The organism is Alcaligenes sp. SJTW-7 (assembly GCF_047716895.1).
GTDB lineage: Bacteria > Pseudomonadota > Gammaproteobacteria > Burkholderiales > Burkholderiaceae_B > Alcaligenes > Alcaligenes ammonioxydans.
This window is the reverse complement of record NZ_CP136682.1, coordinates 1,056,381-1,071,886: the sequence shown is the minus strand read 5'-3', so window position 1 is coordinate 1,071,886 and position 15,506 is coordinate 1,056,381. Positions and strand designations below refer to the sequence as shown.

The 15,506-nt window shown below is 56.9% G+C and carries 15 protein-coding genes and 1 tRNA gene; 6 read left to right on the top strand and 10 right to left on the bottom strand.

The annotated features are described in order from the left end of the window. Positions 1 to 4: 4 nt before the first annotated feature. Entirely contained in the window at positions 5 to 1,123 is a 1,119-nt protein-coding gene (locus RSQ48_RS04750) for an NAD(P) transhydrogenase subunit alpha (RefSeq protein WP_003802615.1), read from the bottom strand. A 655-nt stretch (positions 1,124 to 1,778) separates the two neighbouring features. Here RSQ48_RS04750 and RSQ48_RS04745 point away from each other — a divergent pair. Genes RSQ48_RS04745 through RSQ48_RS04735 form a run of 3 tightly spaced genes read left to right on the top strand, consistent with a single transcriptional unit; the run spans position 1,779 to position 5,522 of the window. After that, complete coding sequence (locus tag RSQ48_RS04745; RefSeq protein ID WP_003802617.1) at positions 1,779 to 2,828, top strand: ABC transporter ATP-binding protein; 1,050 nt, start codon at positions 1,779 to 1,781, stop codon at positions 2,826 to 2,828. 5 nt (positions 2,829 to 2,833) lie between these two features. Next, positions 2,834 to 4,501, top strand: a complete 1,668-nt coding sequence (locus RSQ48_RS04740; protein ID WP_240209045.1) for an ABC transporter permease — start codon at positions 2,834 to 2,836, stop codon at positions 4,499 to 4,501. Positions 4,502 to 4,517: 16 nt separating this feature from the next. Further along, complete coding sequence (locus tag RSQ48_RS04735; protein ID WP_240209044.1) at positions 4,518 to 5,522, top strand: extracellular solute-binding protein; 1,005 nt, start codon at positions 4,518 to 4,520, stop codon at positions 5,520 to 5,522. A gap of 248 nt (positions 5,523 to 5,770) precedes the next feature. On the opposite strand, the gene RSQ48_RS04730 is transcribed toward RSQ48_RS04735, so the two are convergent. Continuing rightward, positions 5,771 to 6,370, bottom strand: coding sequence for a phenylacetic acid degradation protein PaaY (locus tag RSQ48_RS04730; protein ID WP_131071385.1), 600 nt, complete (start codon positions 6,368 to 6,370; stop codon positions 5,771 to 5,773). Between the two features lie 109 nt (positions 6,371 to 6,479). On the opposite strand from RSQ48_RS04730, the gene RSQ48_RS04725 reads away from it, so the two are divergent. The 3 genes from RSQ48_RS04725 to RSQ48_RS04715 all read left to right on the top strand — a co-directional run bounded on the left by RSQ48_RS04725 (position 6,480) and on the right by RSQ48_RS04715 (position 9,240). Further along, a complete protein-coding gene (locus RSQ48_RS04725; RefSeq protein ID WP_003802624.1) occupies positions 6,480 to 6,737 on the top strand; it encodes a hypothetical protein in 258 nt (85 codons plus the stop codon). 221 nt (positions 6,738 to 6,958) lie between these two features. Further along, positions 6,959 to 8,029: a nitrilase gene (locus RSQ48_RS04720; protein ID WP_240209043.1), complete on the top strand. Its 1,071-nt coding sequence runs from the start codon at positions 6,959 to 6,961 to the stop codon at positions 8,027 to 8,029. 227 nt (positions 8,030 to 8,256) lie between these two features. Next, positions 8,257 to 9,240, top strand: coding sequence for a helix-turn-helix domain-containing protein (locus RSQ48_RS04715; RefSeq protein WP_039943525.1), 984 nt, complete (start codon positions 8,257 to 8,259; stop codon positions 9,238 to 9,240). Here RSQ48_RS04715 and RSQ48_RS04710 read toward each other — a convergent pair whose 3' ends face one another. The 8 genes from RSQ48_RS04710 to RSQ48_RS04675 form a co-directional block, all read right to left on the bottom strand. Continuing rightward, positions 9,241 to 9,600, bottom strand: a complete 360-nt coding sequence (locus tag RSQ48_RS04710; protein ID WP_003802631.1) for a DUF4870 family protein — start codon at positions 9,598 to 9,600, stop codon at positions 9,241 to 9,243. A gap of 83 nt (positions 9,601 to 9,683) precedes the next feature. Beyond that, entirely contained in the window at positions 9,684 to 10,604 is a 921-nt protein-coding gene (locus RSQ48_RS04705) for a prohibitin family protein (RefSeq protein WP_131071381.1), read from the bottom strand. Beyond that, a complete protein-coding gene (locus tag RSQ48_RS04700; RefSeq protein ID WP_162829359.1) occupies positions 10,594 to 10,734 on the bottom strand; it encodes a hypothetical protein in 141 nt (46 codons plus the stop codon). Before RSQ48_RS04700 ends, RSQ48_RS04705 begins: the two co-directional genes overlap by 11 nt. A 169-nt stretch (positions 10,735 to 10,903) precedes the next feature. Continuing rightward, positions 10,904 to 11,464: a hypothetical protein gene (locus RSQ48_RS04695; RefSeq protein ID WP_230406265.1), complete on the bottom strand. Its 561-nt coding sequence runs from the start codon at positions 11,462 to 11,464 to the stop codon at positions 10,904 to 10,906. A 409-nt stretch (positions 11,465 to 11,873) separates the two neighbouring features. After that, positions 11,874 to 11,966: transfer RNA gene (locus RSQ48_RS04690), tRNA-Ser, on the bottom strand. 60 nt (positions 11,967 to 12,026) lie between these two features. Beyond that, positions 12,027 to 13,280 (bottom strand): aspartate kinase, encoded by a 1,254-nt coding sequence (locus RSQ48_RS04685; protein WP_003802636.1) that lies wholly within the window; start codon positions 13,278 to 13,280, stop codon positions 12,027 to 12,029. 168 nt (positions 13,281 to 13,448) lie between these two features. Beyond that, entirely contained in the window at positions 13,449 to 14,396 is a 948-nt protein-coding gene (gene tilS, locus RSQ48_RS04680) for a tRNA lysidine(34) synthetase TilS (protein ID WP_003802637.1), read from the bottom strand. Positions 14,397 to 14,526: 130 nt separating this feature from the next. Beyond that, complete coding sequence (locus RSQ48_RS04675) at positions 14,527 to 15,492, bottom strand: acetyl-CoA carboxylase carboxyltransferase subunit alpha (RefSeq protein ID WP_003802638.1); 966 nt, start codon at positions 15,490 to 15,492, stop codon at positions 14,527 to 14,529. Positions 15,493 to 15,506: the final 14 nt, after the last annotated feature.

Here is a 15,506-nt window from a genome sequence, read left to right as displayed (position 1 = left end):
GATCTCAGGCTCCCTGCTGTGGAAAGAGTCGTTTACCACCCTGAACCACCCGGCTGGCATTCACAATGTCGTCGTCCGCAGGGATATGCAGCTCGTCAGACTGATCCTTGAGCATCAAGCCCAGAAACTGTTGAATATTGCGGGCATACAAGGCAGACGCATCCGCGGCAACGCGAGCCGGAAAGTTGGTCTCGCCCACCAGGGTCACGCCATGCTTTTCCACAATCCGATCGGCTTCGGTCAAGGCGCAGTTGCCACCGCGTGCCGCAGCCAGGTCAACAATGACCGAACCCGCCCGCATGGACTGCACCACTTCCTCGGCAATCAGGCGCGGGGCGGGACGCCCCGGAATCAAGGCCGTGGTGATGATGACGTCGGCCTGGGCGCAACGTGCCGCCACCACCGCCGCCTGTCGTTGCAACCAGGAAGCAGGCATGGGACGCGCATAGCCGCCTACGCCTTGCGCCGCTTCCCGCTCTTCGTCAGTCTCGTAAGGTACGTCAATGAACTTGCCACCTAGCGACTCAATCTGCTCACGGGCAGCCGGACGCACGTCAGAGGCCTCGACCACCGCCCCCAGACGACGGGCCGTCGCAATCGCCTGCAAACCGGCCACCCCCGCGCCCAGCACCACGACACGGGCTGCTTTGACGGTACCCGCCGCGGTCATCATCATGGGAAAGAATCGGGGATACAAAGTGGCCGCTTTAAGCACTGCGGCATACCCTGCGATATTGGCCTGCGAGGACAGAACGTCCATGCTTTGCGCCCGCGTCGTACGCGGGATCAGCTCCAGGGCAAATGCCTGGCAACCAGAAGCAGCCAGTCCATCCAGACCCTGGCTCTCATAGGGGTCCAGCATACCGACGAGCACATGTTCGGCACGTAGACGGGCCAGATCCACATCGGCTGGCCCTACAAGCAGCAGTACGGTGGCCTGATAGGGATCGCCTATCGTAGCCCCTGCCGCCTCGTAGTCTGCATCCGAGCTGGCAATACCCTGTCCAGCACCCGCCTCGACAATCACATCATGGCCCGCCTTGCGGTAGGCCCTGACGGTATCGGGCGTGGCCGCTACCCTCTTTTCCCCGGTCCCCCGGGGGCTTAGTACACCCAGTCGCATCTTCAATCTCCAGTTAATTAACTAACTTCTACGATCTCTGACGACGTGCAGTACCCGGCTGGGTGAGTCTGCCTCTTTTCAGACGCGACTCAGCAACCACACCGGCCCGATGTGTGCTTCCACACCACACCGGAACACTCTCTATAAATTCGGATGCGCAAGTACAGGCGTCTGACACGCCTGCTTAAACAGGATAGAACGCTATCCTTTTGTTTCCCTCTCCCTCTCCTGCGCGCTGTCAAAAACAGTCATTCTTTTTGGAACTCACTATAAGGGCCTTTATTTGACACAAGAAATCTGCACCCGCACTAGACCGCTTTAGACAAAAACGCAAGACACATTACTACCACCTGATTATCGCAACAGAGGGCGTGAGCGGCAGATTTTTTTTCTCTGCGCATCGCGCACATCCTGCCAGGCCAGCCATTTCCAAAGACTTAGTTGCCTGATAATTAAAACTACAAGCATTGACCTGCTGCTAAGATAGCAACTTCGTATAAAACATGTCATCAACTTGTAATTATTGTTTGTGCCAAGGCCCCAGGGCGGTTTATATCGCCGGCGGCGCCTGAGCCACTTCCTTTAAAAGCCTAGGCAACCGCCTTCTTGCAGCGCGGCTTACCTGCATTATTCAGTCCCAGGCTGATCTATCCCCATGGCAGACATCCACATCGATCGCGTCGTTAAACGCTACGGCAGCAACACCATCATCAATGAACTGAGCCTGGAAATCCGGCACGGTGAATTCTTCACATTATTAGGCCCGAGCGGCTGTGGCAAAACCACCTTGCTACGCATGATTGCCGGTTTCATCATCCCCGATGAAGGCCGTCTGTATCTGGACAAAGAAGATATTACCTACCTGCCCGCCCACAAGCGCGAGACCGGCATGGTATTTCAGGACTACGCCCTGTTTCCGGACAAGAGCGTCTTTGACAACGTGGCCTACGGCTTGCGGGTACGTAAAGTCAGCAGCAGCGACATAAAGAAAAAAGTCGGCTACATTCTGGACCGCGTCGAGCTGGGCGGCATGGCCCAGCGTTACCCTGCTGAACTGTCAGGCGGTCAACGTCAGCGTGTGGCCCTGGCCCGTGCCCTGGTGATCGAACCCCGGGTGTTGCTGATGGACGAGCCCCTGTCCAACCTGGATGCCAAGCTGCGCATTCAGATGCGTCAGGTCATTCGTGAACTGCAACAGGAATCGAACATCACGGCTATTTTCGTGACACATGACCAGGAAGAAGCCCTGTCCATGTCGGACCGCATCGCTTTGTTGCGCCAAGGTCGGATCGACCAGCTCGATACACCTGAACTGATGTACTCCAGCCCACGTACAGCGTATGCTGCCGACTTTATTGGGGCGGCCAACCTGATCGACACCCTGGGCGTTCATCAGGAGCCCGACCACACCACCGTCAGCATCGCAGGCGGCCATATCATGGTGAACAATCCGCCCCCAGCAGGCCAGGTCTTGCTGGCGGTACGTCCCGAACACATCACGCTGCATACGCAAGCGCTGGCTGGCAGCATCCCCGCCCAGGTGGTGGCTCGCCAGTATCTGGGGACCAAAACGGCCTACAGCCTGAAGCTCAATGACGGCAAACAGATCATTGCTGACGTTGCGGCCGCCCTGGACCCCCATCTTTTGGCAGGCCGCTCGGTGAACCTGAGCTTTAGCCCTGAATGTCGTCTGGTCGAGGCGTAATACTCATGGCTATTGCTGCAAGACCACTGGCCCTTCGTTCTCCCTGGTTCCTGCCTGCCCTGGTTTGTCTGGTGGTACTGGTTTTCTGGGTCGTCTGGCCACTGGCTTCCTTGTTCTATCAAAGTGTCGTTGATCCGGCAACGGGCCTGCCCAGCCTGCACGGCTTTGAAACCTTTTTCAGTGACCCCCGCTACGTCGAGGCCTTTTTCAACACCATCAAGCTGGGGCTGATTTCCACCATCGGCACCTTGCTGCTGGGCGCTCCACTGGCCTATGTGGTGGCGCGCTACGACTTTCCCGGCAAAGCCATTGTCGCCATTTTGCCGCTGACCACCATTGTGCTGCCGGACATCATTGTCTCGCAGGCCTGGCTGATGCTGCTGGGCAATAACGGCGTGGTGCGTCTGGCGCTGGAGAACATCGGCATCGACCTGCCCAGTTTCTACGGCTGGTTTGGCATGTCTTACGTGCTGATCCTGAACGATTACACCTATGTGTATATCGGCATGCTGGCGGCGCTCAAGGCTATTGACGGTACGCTGGAAGAAGCGGCTGTGAACCTGGGGGCCAGCAACTTCAAGCGCGCGCTTAGCGTCACCTTTCCGGTGCTGATGCCTGCCTTGCTGGTCAATGCCATGATTGTGTTCACACTGGCCGTGGACAACTTCTCCATCCCCATGATTCTGGGCGGTCAGGTCGATGTACTGTCCTCGCTGACCTACACCACCTTTCTGTCCGAAATGAGTGGCAACCCCACCATGCAAGGCGTGCTGGCCGTCGTCTCGGTAATTCTGGTCGGTGCCGTGCTGTTCATCCAGAAACGGGTTCTGGAGCGCAAGACCTTCCAGATGCAGCAAGGCCGTGCGCCGCGTCCTGTACACGCCCAAGGCCTGGCCGGCATCTTGCTGACCATCGGCGCCGTGCTCTTTGTGACCTTCTCGCTGATTCCGGCCTTTATCGTGCTGATTGGCGCGTTCACCAAAGCCAGCGGCCCGGTCATGCAATACGGGACCTTCACCCTGGACAATATGGAGCGCGCCCTGCGCTACGCACCGGAGCCCATCCTGAACTCGCTGATGCTGGCCAGTGTCGCCACCGTTGCAGGCACCTGCTTTGCCACGATCTGCAGTTACTTGATCGTGAAAAAGCGACTGTTCGTGGTGACGGCGCTGGACTATATGGTGATGCTGCCCCTGGCCATTTCAGGCACTGTGCTCGGTATCGCCCTGATCCAGACCTACAACAGCGGCATGCTGGTGCTCACCGGCACCTGGGTCATCATGGCCGGCGCCTACTTTGTGCGCAAGGTGCCCTTTTCCATTCGCTCCGCGTCGGCCTCGCTCTACAACATTCCCGACTCGATCGAAGAAGCCTCCATCAACCTGGGTGTCAGTCCTTTTCAGAGTTTCTTCAAGGTGGTGTTGCCCTTGATGAAGCCAGCCATTTTGGGGGCGGCCATCCTGATGTGGGTGACTTCCCTGGCCGAAATTTCCGCCACGATCGTGCTGTATTACGGTGGGATGGAAACCATGCCCATCCAGATGTTCCGCCAGATTGACGCCGGTTTTCTGGCCCGCGCCTCGGCCTATGGCGTGATCTTGATGGTCGTGATTCTGGTGCCTATTTATCTGGCTATCCGTTTCCTCAAGCTGGATCTGTTTTCCAGCCGCTAATCTAAAAAGGCTCATTATGCTGACTACACGTTTCCTGAAAACAGGTCTGGCACTCTCGCTCAGTGTCGGCGCCCTGTCCCTGTCCAGTACCGCTCTGGCCGCCAATGCCGTGATGTATACGCCCAACAATGTGCAAACCATTGATACGGCCCTGGAAATCGCCCGCAAAACCGCGCCGGACCTGTCCATTCAACAAGTAACCTCAGGCGCGGGCGCCTTGATGAAGCGTATCGAAGCCGAAGCACAAAACCCGTTGGGCGATGTGGTCTGGGGCGCTGGTTACGGCACCATGGCTGCTTTCCAGCAAAACTTTGAGCCCTACGAATCACCCGAGAACAAGGCTATTGCGCAGGCCTTCCACGGCAAGGACAGCCTGTGGACCAGCTCCAATGCCCACGTCATGGTCATCATGGCCAACGAGCGCCAGCTGAAAGGCCTGGCCGCTCCCAAGACCTGGTCTGATTTGTTCGAGCCTCAGTGGAAAGGCAAGATCATCATCGGTGATCCCGCCTCCTCGGGTAGTGCCTACGATCAGGTTTACGGTATTTACCAACTGTACGGCGCGGAAGGCCTGAACAAACTGGCTGCCAACGTCATCGTGTCCAAGAGTTCTGGCCAGGTCTACAAAAGTGTGGCTAACGGTGAATACCCACTGGGCGTGACCATGGAATACGCCGCTTACGCCTACGTCGCCGGTGGCCAGAAAGGGATTGAGCTGATCTACCCCGAAGACGGCACCTTTGTTGCCCCGGAAGGCGTGGCCGTGATCAAGAATCCTAAGAACGGTCAGGAGGCAGCTCGCAAACTGGTAGACGTTTTGCTGTCCAAGGAAGTACAGGAAGCCGAACTGGTAGAAAACTTCCGTCGCCCCACCCGTAGCGACATCAATGTGGCCGAACTGACCCAGTTGCCAAACCTGGATCAGATCAAAGTGGCCACTATCGATCCCTTGAAAGCGGCGGCTGAATACAACACCGTGCTCGACGCCTGGAAACAGGCTTTGACGGCGGCAGGCAAATAAGTCCGGCAAGCACGGGCTGCCTCGTCCTGCTTGGCAGCTCAGACCTTGCAGCCTGAAGACTGAACGCACAAAAAACCCTTGGCCTCTGGATATCACTCCATGCCAAGGGTTTTTTCATTATTACTGCCGACACACGGCAGCAAGCAAGACTCGCAGGATGCCAATACACAGCCCTATGCGTATTCAAACCCGCGTATAAATCGGCAATACCGTCTGGGGCTGAGAGAAGCAAAGTGCCACTCAAGCTTCTACTTGGAGCAATCCACCGGGTAAATCTGGTCTTCACGTAGGCGTGGGCGATCGGCCTCTACTTCGGTCAAAGGTTCAACACGCTGCATGGTCGCCAGCGAGCGCTGAGCCAGACGCTGGTACATGCGTGTTCCGAAAAATTTCCCATCAATGGCCTTCTGATCCAGCTCTTTGACGATTACTGCGGGAGAGCCGGCCACCAGACTGCGCGGCGGCACCTGCATGCCTTTTTTAACAAAGGCCATGGCGCCAATAATACTGTCCGCGCCAATATCCGCCGCGTCCATGACCACCGCATTCATGCCCACCAGTACGTTGCGTCCAATCACGCATCCGTGCAGCACCGCACCATGTCCGACGTGACCGTCCTCATGCACGATGGTGTCCTGGTAGGGCGTGCCGTGGATCACACAGGTATCCTGAATGTTGGACCCCGCCTTCATGATGATGCGCCCGAAGTCGCCACGCAAACTCGCCAGGGGGCCGATATAAACCCCTTCGCCGATAATCACGTCCCCAATCAACACGGCGGTAGGATGAACAAAGGCCGTAGGATGAACGACGGGCACCAGACCATCAATAGAATAAATATTTTGCATACCTGCCTCGTACAAAGCCTGCACCTGGCCAGCACGGGGTCCGGCCAAAAAGAAGATCATAGCCTCTACAGCTCGATATAATGCGCCGTCCTCTTTCTTTTTGCATCCTATGAGCATGTTGTATTACTGGCTGGCCTTTTGCTTGGGCATGGTGTTTTACGCCGCCTACCTGTCGCAGTCCTTTTTGCTGGCGCAAGGCATGATTTATATGAAAGAAACAGATAGATCGCCTTCCCTGCTCTGGCTGTTTACCCGTCTGCTCGGCTTTATCCTGCGCACCATTCCCAGCCTGCTGATGCATCCAATCCCCTTGATCCTCTGGGTCCTGGGTCTGGGCTTGACGGTGCAATACAGCTTCGCACCATAAGTAACAGAAACGCGGCGACCGCCTCCTTGCGCCCGTCGCTATCCGGCTCAAACGCTCATCCGAACTTCCCTGAGCCTGCGCCTACCAGTCAAGTCTGCTGCGTCGGTCAGTCAATTCCTCACCCGCTCCCGGCCCTACACTGAGTCAAATCATAACGGCCGGGTGCGGTATTGTGCACGGCATGGGGATCAAGATCGCGAATACCGCGACATGGAGGATGTATGCAGACAAGGAAAATCGTTCGGGCCGCCGCCGTACAGGCCGCCTCTCCCAATTACGATCTGGCAGCCGGCGTGGACAAGACCATTGAACTTGCCCGTCAGGCGCGCGATGAGGGATGCGACCTGATCGTGTTTGGCGAGACCTGGCTACCGGGCTACCCTTTTCATGTCTGGCTGGGCGCACCGGCCTGGTCACTCAAATACAGTGCCCGTTATCAGGCCAACTCGCTCTGTCTGGACAGTGCAGAATTTCATCGCATTGCCCAGGCCGCGCGTACCTTGGGTATTTTTATTGCCCTGGGCTACAGCGAGCGTAGTGGCGGCAGCCTGTATCTGGGGCAGTGCCTGATTGATCACAAGGGCGAGATGTTGTGGTCGCGCCGCAAACTCAAACCCACGCATGTAGAGCGCACGGTCTTTGGTGAAGGGTATGCCCGCGACCTGATCGTCTCCGATACCGAGCTGGGGCGGGTCGGAGCCTTGTGCTGCTGGGAGCACCTCTCCCCCTTGAGCAAATACGCACTTTACTCCCAGCATGAGGCAATCCACATTGCTGCCTGGCCCTCTTTTTCACTGTACAGCGAACAGGCACATGCGTTGAGCGCCAAGGTGAATATGGCCGCTTCACAGATTTACTCGGTGGAGGGTCAGTGCTTTACGATTGCTGCCAGCAGTGTCGTCACCCAAGAGACGCTGGACATGCTGGAAGTCGGTGAGCACAACGCCCATCTACTGACCGTAGGCGGAGGCAGCTCCATGATCTTTGCCCCTGATGGCCGTACCTTGGCACCTTACCTGCCCCATGATGCCGAAGGCCTGATCATCGCTGATCTGGACATGGAAGAAATTGCCTACGCCAAGGCCATCAATGACCCTGTGGGGCACTATTCCAAACCCGAAGCCACCCGCCTGGTGCTGGACTTGGGGCATCGTGAGCCTATGACCCGCCTACACCCCAAAAGCGTCGTTAAAGAGAGCACGGCTAGCCCATCGCCACTGAGCAGCGCTCCGGCCGAGCCTACTCAGCCAAACTACAGCACTGACACGGTACTGCTGCACGAGCCATCCTGACGGGTCCAGGTCGATCAACCTTTACGCCCCACAGAAAGGGCCCGGTGCGCTTGCTGCTCGCTCATTGAGGGGTAAGCCAGGCGCCGGGCTCCAGCTGGTCTGAAATTATCGCCTCCTGGGACGCTTTCTGGTCTGGTCCAAACCCTGGAACATACCGGATACTTAGCCAGTTCGGCTGATGGCAGCGCTTGCTATCTGCCTCTGGTTCTAAGACGACGAGGTCTTCCATGGAGCAATGGTCTACGACGACAATTCCCCCCGCACGGCGCGCCCCTTACTGGATGGAAGCCGTCAACAAAGCCTATGTGCAACTGGAATGTGCCGTTCCCTCCCGCTCCACGGCTCCCTTCTTTGGCGCCATTACTCGTCGCGAACTGGCCGCCGTTAATCTGTCCCGAATCACCTCGACCACGCAAACCGTATTGCGCACGCCATTGCAAATCTCCCGCGCCTCTGAAGATATTTTTCTGCTCAGCATTCAGGTCGCGGGCACCGGGCAGCTGATTCAGGACCAAAAAACGGCCCATCTCAAGCCTGGAGATCTGGCCCTGTACGACTCCACCCGCCCTTACCAGCTTTTGTTTGACCAGGATTTTGAGCAATATGTGCTCTCCTTGCCCGGTTCCATCTTGCGCAAACGCTTGCACCATGCCGAAGACATGACCGCCTGCACGATGAGCAGCGCCCAATCCGGTACGGCACGCCTGCTCTCGCATATGGTGTCCGAGCTGATGAACAGCCCGCCGTCCCGCGGGGATCTGGTAGACCGCTCGCTGGCGGACAGTCTGGTGGGTATTTTGGTGGCGGCACTGGCTGACAATCTGAGCACACTGCCCTTGAAAGACCACACGGCCTCGCAGCGACGCGAGCGAATCAAAGCCTATGTGCTGGAAAACCTGCGCGATCCTGAACTGTGCGTTGGCAAGATCGCCCAGCGTCTGGGGCTGGCCGCCAGCACGATTCACCGCGCCTGGGACGGCGAGGCGACTTCACTGACAAACTGGATCTGGTCCATGCGCCTGCAAGGGGCTGAGCAAGACTTGCGCCGCCTGGCTCATCACAAGCGAACCATTACCGAGATTGCCTACCACTGGGGATTTAGCAGCTCCGCGCATTTCAGCCGTGCCTTTCGACAGCATTTTGGGGTACCGCCCAAAGAGGCCCGCGAAGCGATGCGAGCCCTTTCTCAACCACGCTTGATGACTGGCTGATCAGGCAATCGCCTTGCCGTCATTCAGGGCCAGCAGGCCTTTGATCAGACGGTACAAGATCCAGACGCTCACGATGACGATCGTCACAAAACCGATCAGAATCGCCATCAGCAAGAAAGACAGGGCCACACCAGCCAAGCCCCACCAAAAGGTGCGGATTTGCCAGTCAAAGTGCGACTCCAGATACGTGCCGCGCACTTCATCGCGTTTGATGTAATTGATGATGATGGCAACCAGGGCGGTAATGCCGCCAAACATGGACAAGATATACAGCGCGTAATTGATGAGTGTCAGATTACGCAGACTGACCAGTTGATTGCTACCCCCACCTTGTGGGACAGGGTTCATTTCTTCATTCATCCATCACTCCTTGGAAACACAATCGGTAGCGTCATGCTTGTCCTAACGCTACCGAAGAAAGCCCATTCAGGCCAGCCCCTGCCTTAGCGCAACCCGATAAAAGGCATGGCCGAACCAGGCACCAGACTCTCTGGCAATTTGCCGTCCCACTTCTCCACGGCATTCAAATTGACCAGATTCGTATTTTGCGCCAGTGCCTGTGCCTTGGCCGAAATAGCCTTGGCTTCCGCTTCCCCGCGCAAACGAATGCCGTCGGCTTCGGCCATATACCGTTCACGCTGAGCACGAGCTTGAGCCTCAGCCTGAACCACCTCGATTTCCGCCTGGATGGAGGCGGTTTCCTTCTGTTGGCGAGTGGTTTCGATCTGAACCTGAGCCAGCATACGGTTTTCGATCGACTGCTCGTAAGCCTTGGAGAAGGACACTTCCTCAACCTGCACGCCCATCATCTGCAAAGGCGCAGACTCCAGCGTCACCCGCATGGCTTCGTTGATATCGGCCCCGAGCTTTTCACGATTCTGAATCGACTGGGCGGCCGTGTATTTACCAAACACGTTCTTGATCACGTCCAGCGCCTTGCGTTCGAGCAAGCGCGTTTCCAACGCCTCCAGCGAACCATATTCGGAATACAGCTGGGCCACATCGGTTTCTGGCACGCGATACGTGACCGATGCGACCATCGAGGCAGACTGCTGATCATAACTATAGGCTTCCAGCTGCATGCGAACTGTGTGGTCACGCACCGAAATTTTGCGCACCGTATCAAAGAACGGTACCTTGAAGTCCAGGCCCGGTTCGGCCACGCGCACCAGCTTGCCGTTGCGCAGCACCACACCCCGCTCCCCCTGGTCAACCTGCAGAAATGAGCCCATGGAGGCCACAATCAGGATCAGGAAAATAAGCAGCGCAGCCCCCAGGAAACCGAGTCCCTTGGAATAATTGGCGCCACCTTCAGACTTTGTTTTCGCAGCCAGTTTAGTAAATGGATTTTTATCAGTGCTCATCACGGTTTCCTGGGCGTGGCTGTCGCGTCTGGTCTTTTAATTGACGCCGTTCCACCATCAGTTGCCGTATGCCTTTGGCAATCAGGTAGGCCAATACCGCAGCCCCCAACAAAATCAAGATGATACGCATGACGCTTCAGTCTTCCCACTAGTTTTCAACAAGACGGCAATTATCCCCGATTCCTTCTGTCATGCTCAGAAAAGAAGCGTCAAAATATGACAACTAGCCCGAATTGCGGGGAATCCATTCCCAACGAGCACCATTGCATCGTGCTGCCCCGTACCTGACAGCCGCCTCGTTACTCCAGCGAAGCCAGTGCCGCATCCAGATCAGCCATATGTGCCTGTACGGGGGGGACATCACTGCGCGTTGCGATCAAACGCAGAATATGATTTTTGCTGTCCTGGAACGTGCGCATTAACTGCTCGAGCTCGGCCGTGGAATACTGGCGGGCGTTATCACGCAAAGCGGCTTCCAGTACATCCAGCTGCTCATAGACCGAATCCAGATCTTCACGCTCCTGGATATAGAGACGGGTCAGCCAGATCTGCTGGCCCACGGCGTCCCATTGCTCCAGTCCGGAGAAGCCATGTTTTTGCGTCAGACTATTTAACTGGCGGTACAAGTCCGAGCCGCGCTCCACCTGCTCAAGTTCCAGTACAGGCGGCAAGCCATCCGGCTGCCCCCCGTCCCACACGGGCTCGCTGCGCTCCACCGTTTGGAGCACGGGCAAAATATCGCGCAGGCTTTGCACGTAACGAGTCACCACCTGCTCATCTAATGCCAGCTCAGTTGAAGACGCCAAAAACGGCAAGCCCATCAAGGCTATGCCACAGATACAGAGGACTCGTTTAATCATCGCTCGCCCTAAAAAACAAGACTGCCGTCTTGAACGACGCAAAACACTTTGTTTGATTGTAAGCACGAGACCCGCTGCTTTACTTGGCCTGTGCCAAAAACGACACAGCCTTTTCATTCTTCAAGTGTCTTTGTTTGAAAAGTCTTGCACTCTTTGCAATCCGTGTTGTTTGAAACATCCCTCCTTCCCAGATCCGCAACTGATTCGGATGAAGCAAGGGAAAGGTAACAATTATTGTTTTTTACGTATCACGGGAACAGAGTGAACACAGCGCAATCCGCGTGACGGATGCAAAAAAAAGTGGTGCAAGTATCTGGTGACTGCCGGCCATTAAGGGGCCGACATATCGTCAGAAAACAGCAGGTAATAAAAAAAGCCCTTGAAAACAAGGGCTTAATTTAATTCCAGCTGGCGGAGACGGAGGGATTCGAACCCTCGATACGGGTATAAGCCGTATGCTCCCTTAGCAGGGGAGTACCTTCAACCTCTCGGCCACGTCTCCAGCTCTAGGAAAGAAGCTACTATAGCATTTATAAAAAACCAATGCAAATAGCAAAAGAGATTATTTTTCCTGATCCAGCTCGAAAGTCTTGTGCAAGGCACGCACAGCCAATTCCATGTACTTGTCGGCAATAATCACAGAGGTCTTGATCTCGCTGGTGCTGATCATCTGGATATTGATGCCCTCTTCGGACAAGGCACGGAACATCGAGCTGGCAATACCGGCGTGGTTACGCATGCCGATGCCCACGATGGAGACTTTGCAAACGGCTTCGTCAAACACGATTTCACCAGCGCCCACGGCAGGGCCAACCTGATTGGTCAGCAATTCCTTGGTGCGCAGTGCATCATTGCGGCTGACCGTAAAGGAGAAGTCGGTCGTGCCTTGAACCGACAGGTTCTGCAAAATCATGTCGACTTCAATATTGGCGGCGGCAATAGGGCCCAGAATGGAATAGGCCACGCCAGGGGTGTCGGGCACGGCACGCAGGGTGAACTTGGCTTCATCACGGCTGAAGGCGATGCCAGAGACAACGGCAGCTTCCATTTTTTGGTCTTCCTCGAAAGTAATCAGCGTGCCCGAAGACATTTCTTCTTCGAGCGGAATCATGGGGTCGGTCAGGGACGACAAGACGCGTACGGGCACCTTGTACTTGCCGGCAAATTCCACGGACCGGATTTGAAGAACCTTGGAGCCCAGAGAGGCCATTTCCAACATTTCTTCAAAAGACAGCACTTTCATGCGACGGGCTTCCGGCACGACGCGCGGGTCGGTCGTGTAGACACCGTCCACATCGGTGTAGATCAGGCACTCGCTGGCCTTCATGGCCGCTGCCACCGCCACCGCCGAGGTGTCCGAGCCACCACGACCCAGGGTCGTGATATTGCCTTCATCATCCACACCCTGGAAACCGGTCACCACGACCACACGGCCTGCGTCCAGATCCTGGCGGATGCGGGTGTCGTCGATAGAACGAATGCGAGCACGGGTGTAGGCGTTGTCAGTTTTTACGGGAACCTGCCAGCCGGTATAGCTGCGGGCAGGTACGCCTTGGGCCGCCAGGGCCATGGCCAACAGGGCGCTACTGGCCTGTTCGCCCGTGGCTGCCAGCATATCCAGCTCACGCGGATCAGGCTGAACGCTCAGTTCTTTGGCCAGGCCTAGCAGGCGGTTAGTTTCGCCGGACATGGCCGAAGGAACCACCACCACCTGGTGCCCGGCGGCATGCCATTTGGCAACCCGACGCGCCACATTCTGGATGCGCTCGATCGAGCCCATCGACGTGCCGCCATATTTATGTACGATCAGGGACATCTTTTACTCTGCATCAAAGGGCTAAGGTCTGGGATAGACACAAAACCCAACTATTCTAACGACTTTCTGTGCCCCAAGCGCAGGCTCTACCACATGCGCACGCAAAAAAACACATACTTTGTCGACTCAACACCATAGCCCACGCTCCTGCCACAGGCCACCCCAAAACTACTTACTTGCTTGATCGGCCTTCAGGCCGGCTTGCTGCCCGCCTGAACCGGCAGATTCGATCAGCACCCGACCACGAACACAGCGGATCAGGTTTGGTCCATGCTTCCACATCAAATTTCTGTCGTGACCCTGGGCATGCACGCCACGCAGCTGGCGCAGCAGCTCTGCCAGACGGGCATGCGTGGGCAAACCGGCGCCCTGTTCCTGCAACCAATAACGGATCACCATGCTTTGCCGGGCCGGTTCCAGACCGCGCCAGGCGCTCAAACTGAAGCTGCGGCCGGTTTCATCCGGCTCCAGACCCAGCCAATCCTGACGCGCCACACTGTCCAGGACCTCCTGCGTTTCACGGCTCAGGTGGGCCTGTCTTTGCAAACGGCTTTGCCAACCGGGCCAGCGTGCATCCAGCACAGGCGTGAGCAAGTCACGCACCGCGCCACGGGTGTAATCAGGATTGGTATTGGTGGGGTCTTGTACTGCGTGCCAGCCTGTGGCCGCCGTAAAATGTTCACTGGCTTGAAGAATGAGTGCCCTGGGCTGCTCCAGCCAGGGTCGCCAGTAACTCAGATCATCACGCTGCATATGGGGTGCCATCGCACCCAAGCCGGTTGTGCCCGTGCCTCGCAGCAAACGCATCAAAACGGTTTCAGCCTGATCGTCCTGATGATGGGCCAGCAGCACATGCTGCAAGCCAACAAAATGCGCCAGTTCAGCCAGACCTTGATAGCGGGCATCACGTGCGGCGGATTCCATGCCATCCGCGCTGAGACGGCGGGACTGCACCTGGACCCGCAAGCTGTGACAGGGTCGCTGCAAACGCGCCGCCAAGTCATGCACATGCGCTTGCCACTGATCGGCAAAGGCTTGCAGGCCGTGATGAATATGGAAAAAATGAAGTGTGACTTTGCGGCGGCTGGCCCAAAAATGGGCATGTACCGCCAGCATAGCCGAGTCCGCGCCACCACTCAGGGCGACAGCGATGCTATCGCTGCTTGTAAAACTCAGGTGGTGGTCAAGCGCCTTTAGCAGCGCAGGCGAGGGGCTAAAGCCCCCCAGCGGACTGCAAGGCAATGGATCAGGCACGTACTTCCTGATAGCGGCCATAGGCCAGGAGACGTTCCATGCGTTGCGCCAGCAATTGCTCGGTAGTCAGACCCGACACCTGACGCAAGGCGTCGGCCAGGGCACGGCCCAACTGACGAGCCATCATCGTGGGGTCGCGATGCGCGCCGCCGATCGGTTCATTGATCACGCGATCGACCAGACCCAGCTCTTTCAGACGGGGCGCCGTAATGGCCAGAGCCTCGGCAGCGACGGGAGCCTTGTCGGCGCTACGCCAGAGAATCGAGGCACAGCCTTCCGGCGAGATCACGGCATACGTGGAGTACTGCAGCATGGAGACCACATCCCCCACGGCGATGGCCAGGGCACCGCCCGAGCCGCCCTCACCAATAATGGTGGAGATGATAGGCACACGCAGCTTGGCCATGGCAAACAGGTTGTGACCGATTGCCTCGGACTGACCCCGCTCTTCGGCGCCAATGCCAGGATACGCGCCAGGAGTATCCACGAAGGTGAACACGGGAATACCAAATTTCTCGGCAAGGCGCATCAGTCGCAAGGCCTTGCGATACCCTTCCGGGCGAGGCATGCCAAAGTTGCGACGGGCACGCTCTTTGGTGTCGCGCCCCTTCTGGTGACCAATGACCATGCAGGGGGTGCCATTGAATCGTGCCAGCCCCCCCACGATCGCCAGGTCGTCCGCATACATGCGGTCGCCGTGCAGCTCGTGAAAGTCCGAAAAAATCTGGTTTACATAGTCCAGGGTATATGGACGTTGTGGATGGCGAGCAACCAGGGCCGTTTGCCAAGGCGTGAGCTTGGCGTAAATATTTTTGGCCAGCGTCTGGCTTTTTTGCTGCAGACGGCTGAGTTCCTCTGAAATATCCACAGCGGAATCAGATTGCACATAGCGGAGCTCTTCGATTTTGCCTTCGAGCTCGGCCAAAGGCTGCTCAAATTCCAGGAATGTATTTCGCATGTCGGTTCTTAAGG

Excerpts from the sequence above, each read along its gene's own strand:
- RSQ48_RS04750 (WP_003802615.1), bottom strand. The coding sequence starts at position 1,123 with ATGCGACTGGGTGTACTAAGCCCCCGGGGGACCGGGGAAAAGAGGGTA.
- RSQ48_RS04745 (WP_003802617.1), top strand. The coding sequence starts at position 1,779 with ATGGCAGACATCCACATCGATCGCGTCGTTAAACGCTACGGCAGCAAC.
- RSQ48_RS04740 (WP_240209045.1), top strand. The coding sequence starts at position 2,834 with ATGGCTATTGCTGCAAGACCACTGGCCCTTCGTTCTCCCTGGTTCCTG.
- RSQ48_RS04735 (WP_240209044.1), top strand. The coding sequence starts at position 4,518 with ATGCTGACTACACGTTTCCTGAAAACAGGTCTGGCACTCTCGCTCAGT.
- RSQ48_RS04730 (WP_131071385.1), bottom strand. The coding sequence starts at position 6,370 with ATGCAAAATATTTATTCTATTGATGGTCTGGTGCCCGTCGTTCATCCT.
- RSQ48_RS04725 (WP_003802624.1), top strand. The coding sequence starts at position 6,480 with ATGAGCATGTTGTATTACTGGCTGGCCTTTTGCTTGGGCATGGTGTTT.
- RSQ48_RS04720 (WP_240209043.1), top strand. The coding sequence starts at position 6,959 with ATGCAGACAAGGAAAATCGTTCGGGCCGCCGCCGTACAGGCCGCCTCT.
- RSQ48_RS04715 (WP_039943525.1), top strand. The coding sequence starts at position 8,257 with ATGGAGCAATGGTCTACGACGACAATTCCCCCCGCACGGCGCGCCCCT.
- RSQ48_RS04710 (WP_003802631.1), bottom strand. The coding sequence starts at position 9,600 with ATGAATGAAGAAATGAACCCTGTCCCACAAGGTGGGGGTAGCAATCAA.
- RSQ48_RS04705 (WP_131071381.1), bottom strand. The coding sequence starts at position 10,604 with ATGAGCACTGATAAAAATCCATTTACTAAACTGGCTGCGAAAACAAAG.
- RSQ48_RS04700 (WP_162829359.1), bottom strand. The coding sequence starts at position 10,734 with ATGCGTATCATCTTGATTTTGTTGGGGGCTGCGGTATTGGCCTACCTG.
- RSQ48_RS04695 (WP_230406265.1), bottom strand. The coding sequence starts at position 11,464 with ATGATTAAACGAGTCCTCTGTATCTGTGGCATAGCCTTGATGGGCTTG.
- RSQ48_RS04685 (WP_003802636.1), bottom strand. The coding sequence starts at position 13,280 with ATGTCCCTGATCGTACATAAATATGGCGGCACGTCGATGGGCTCGATC.
- tilS (WP_003802637.1), bottom strand. The coding sequence starts at position 14,396 with ATGCTGGCGGTACATGCCCATTTTTGGGCCAGCCGCCGCAAAGTCACA.
- RSQ48_RS04675 (WP_003802638.1), bottom strand. The coding sequence starts at position 15,492 with ATGCGAAATACATTCCTGGAATTTGAGCAGCCTTTGGCCGAGCTCGAA.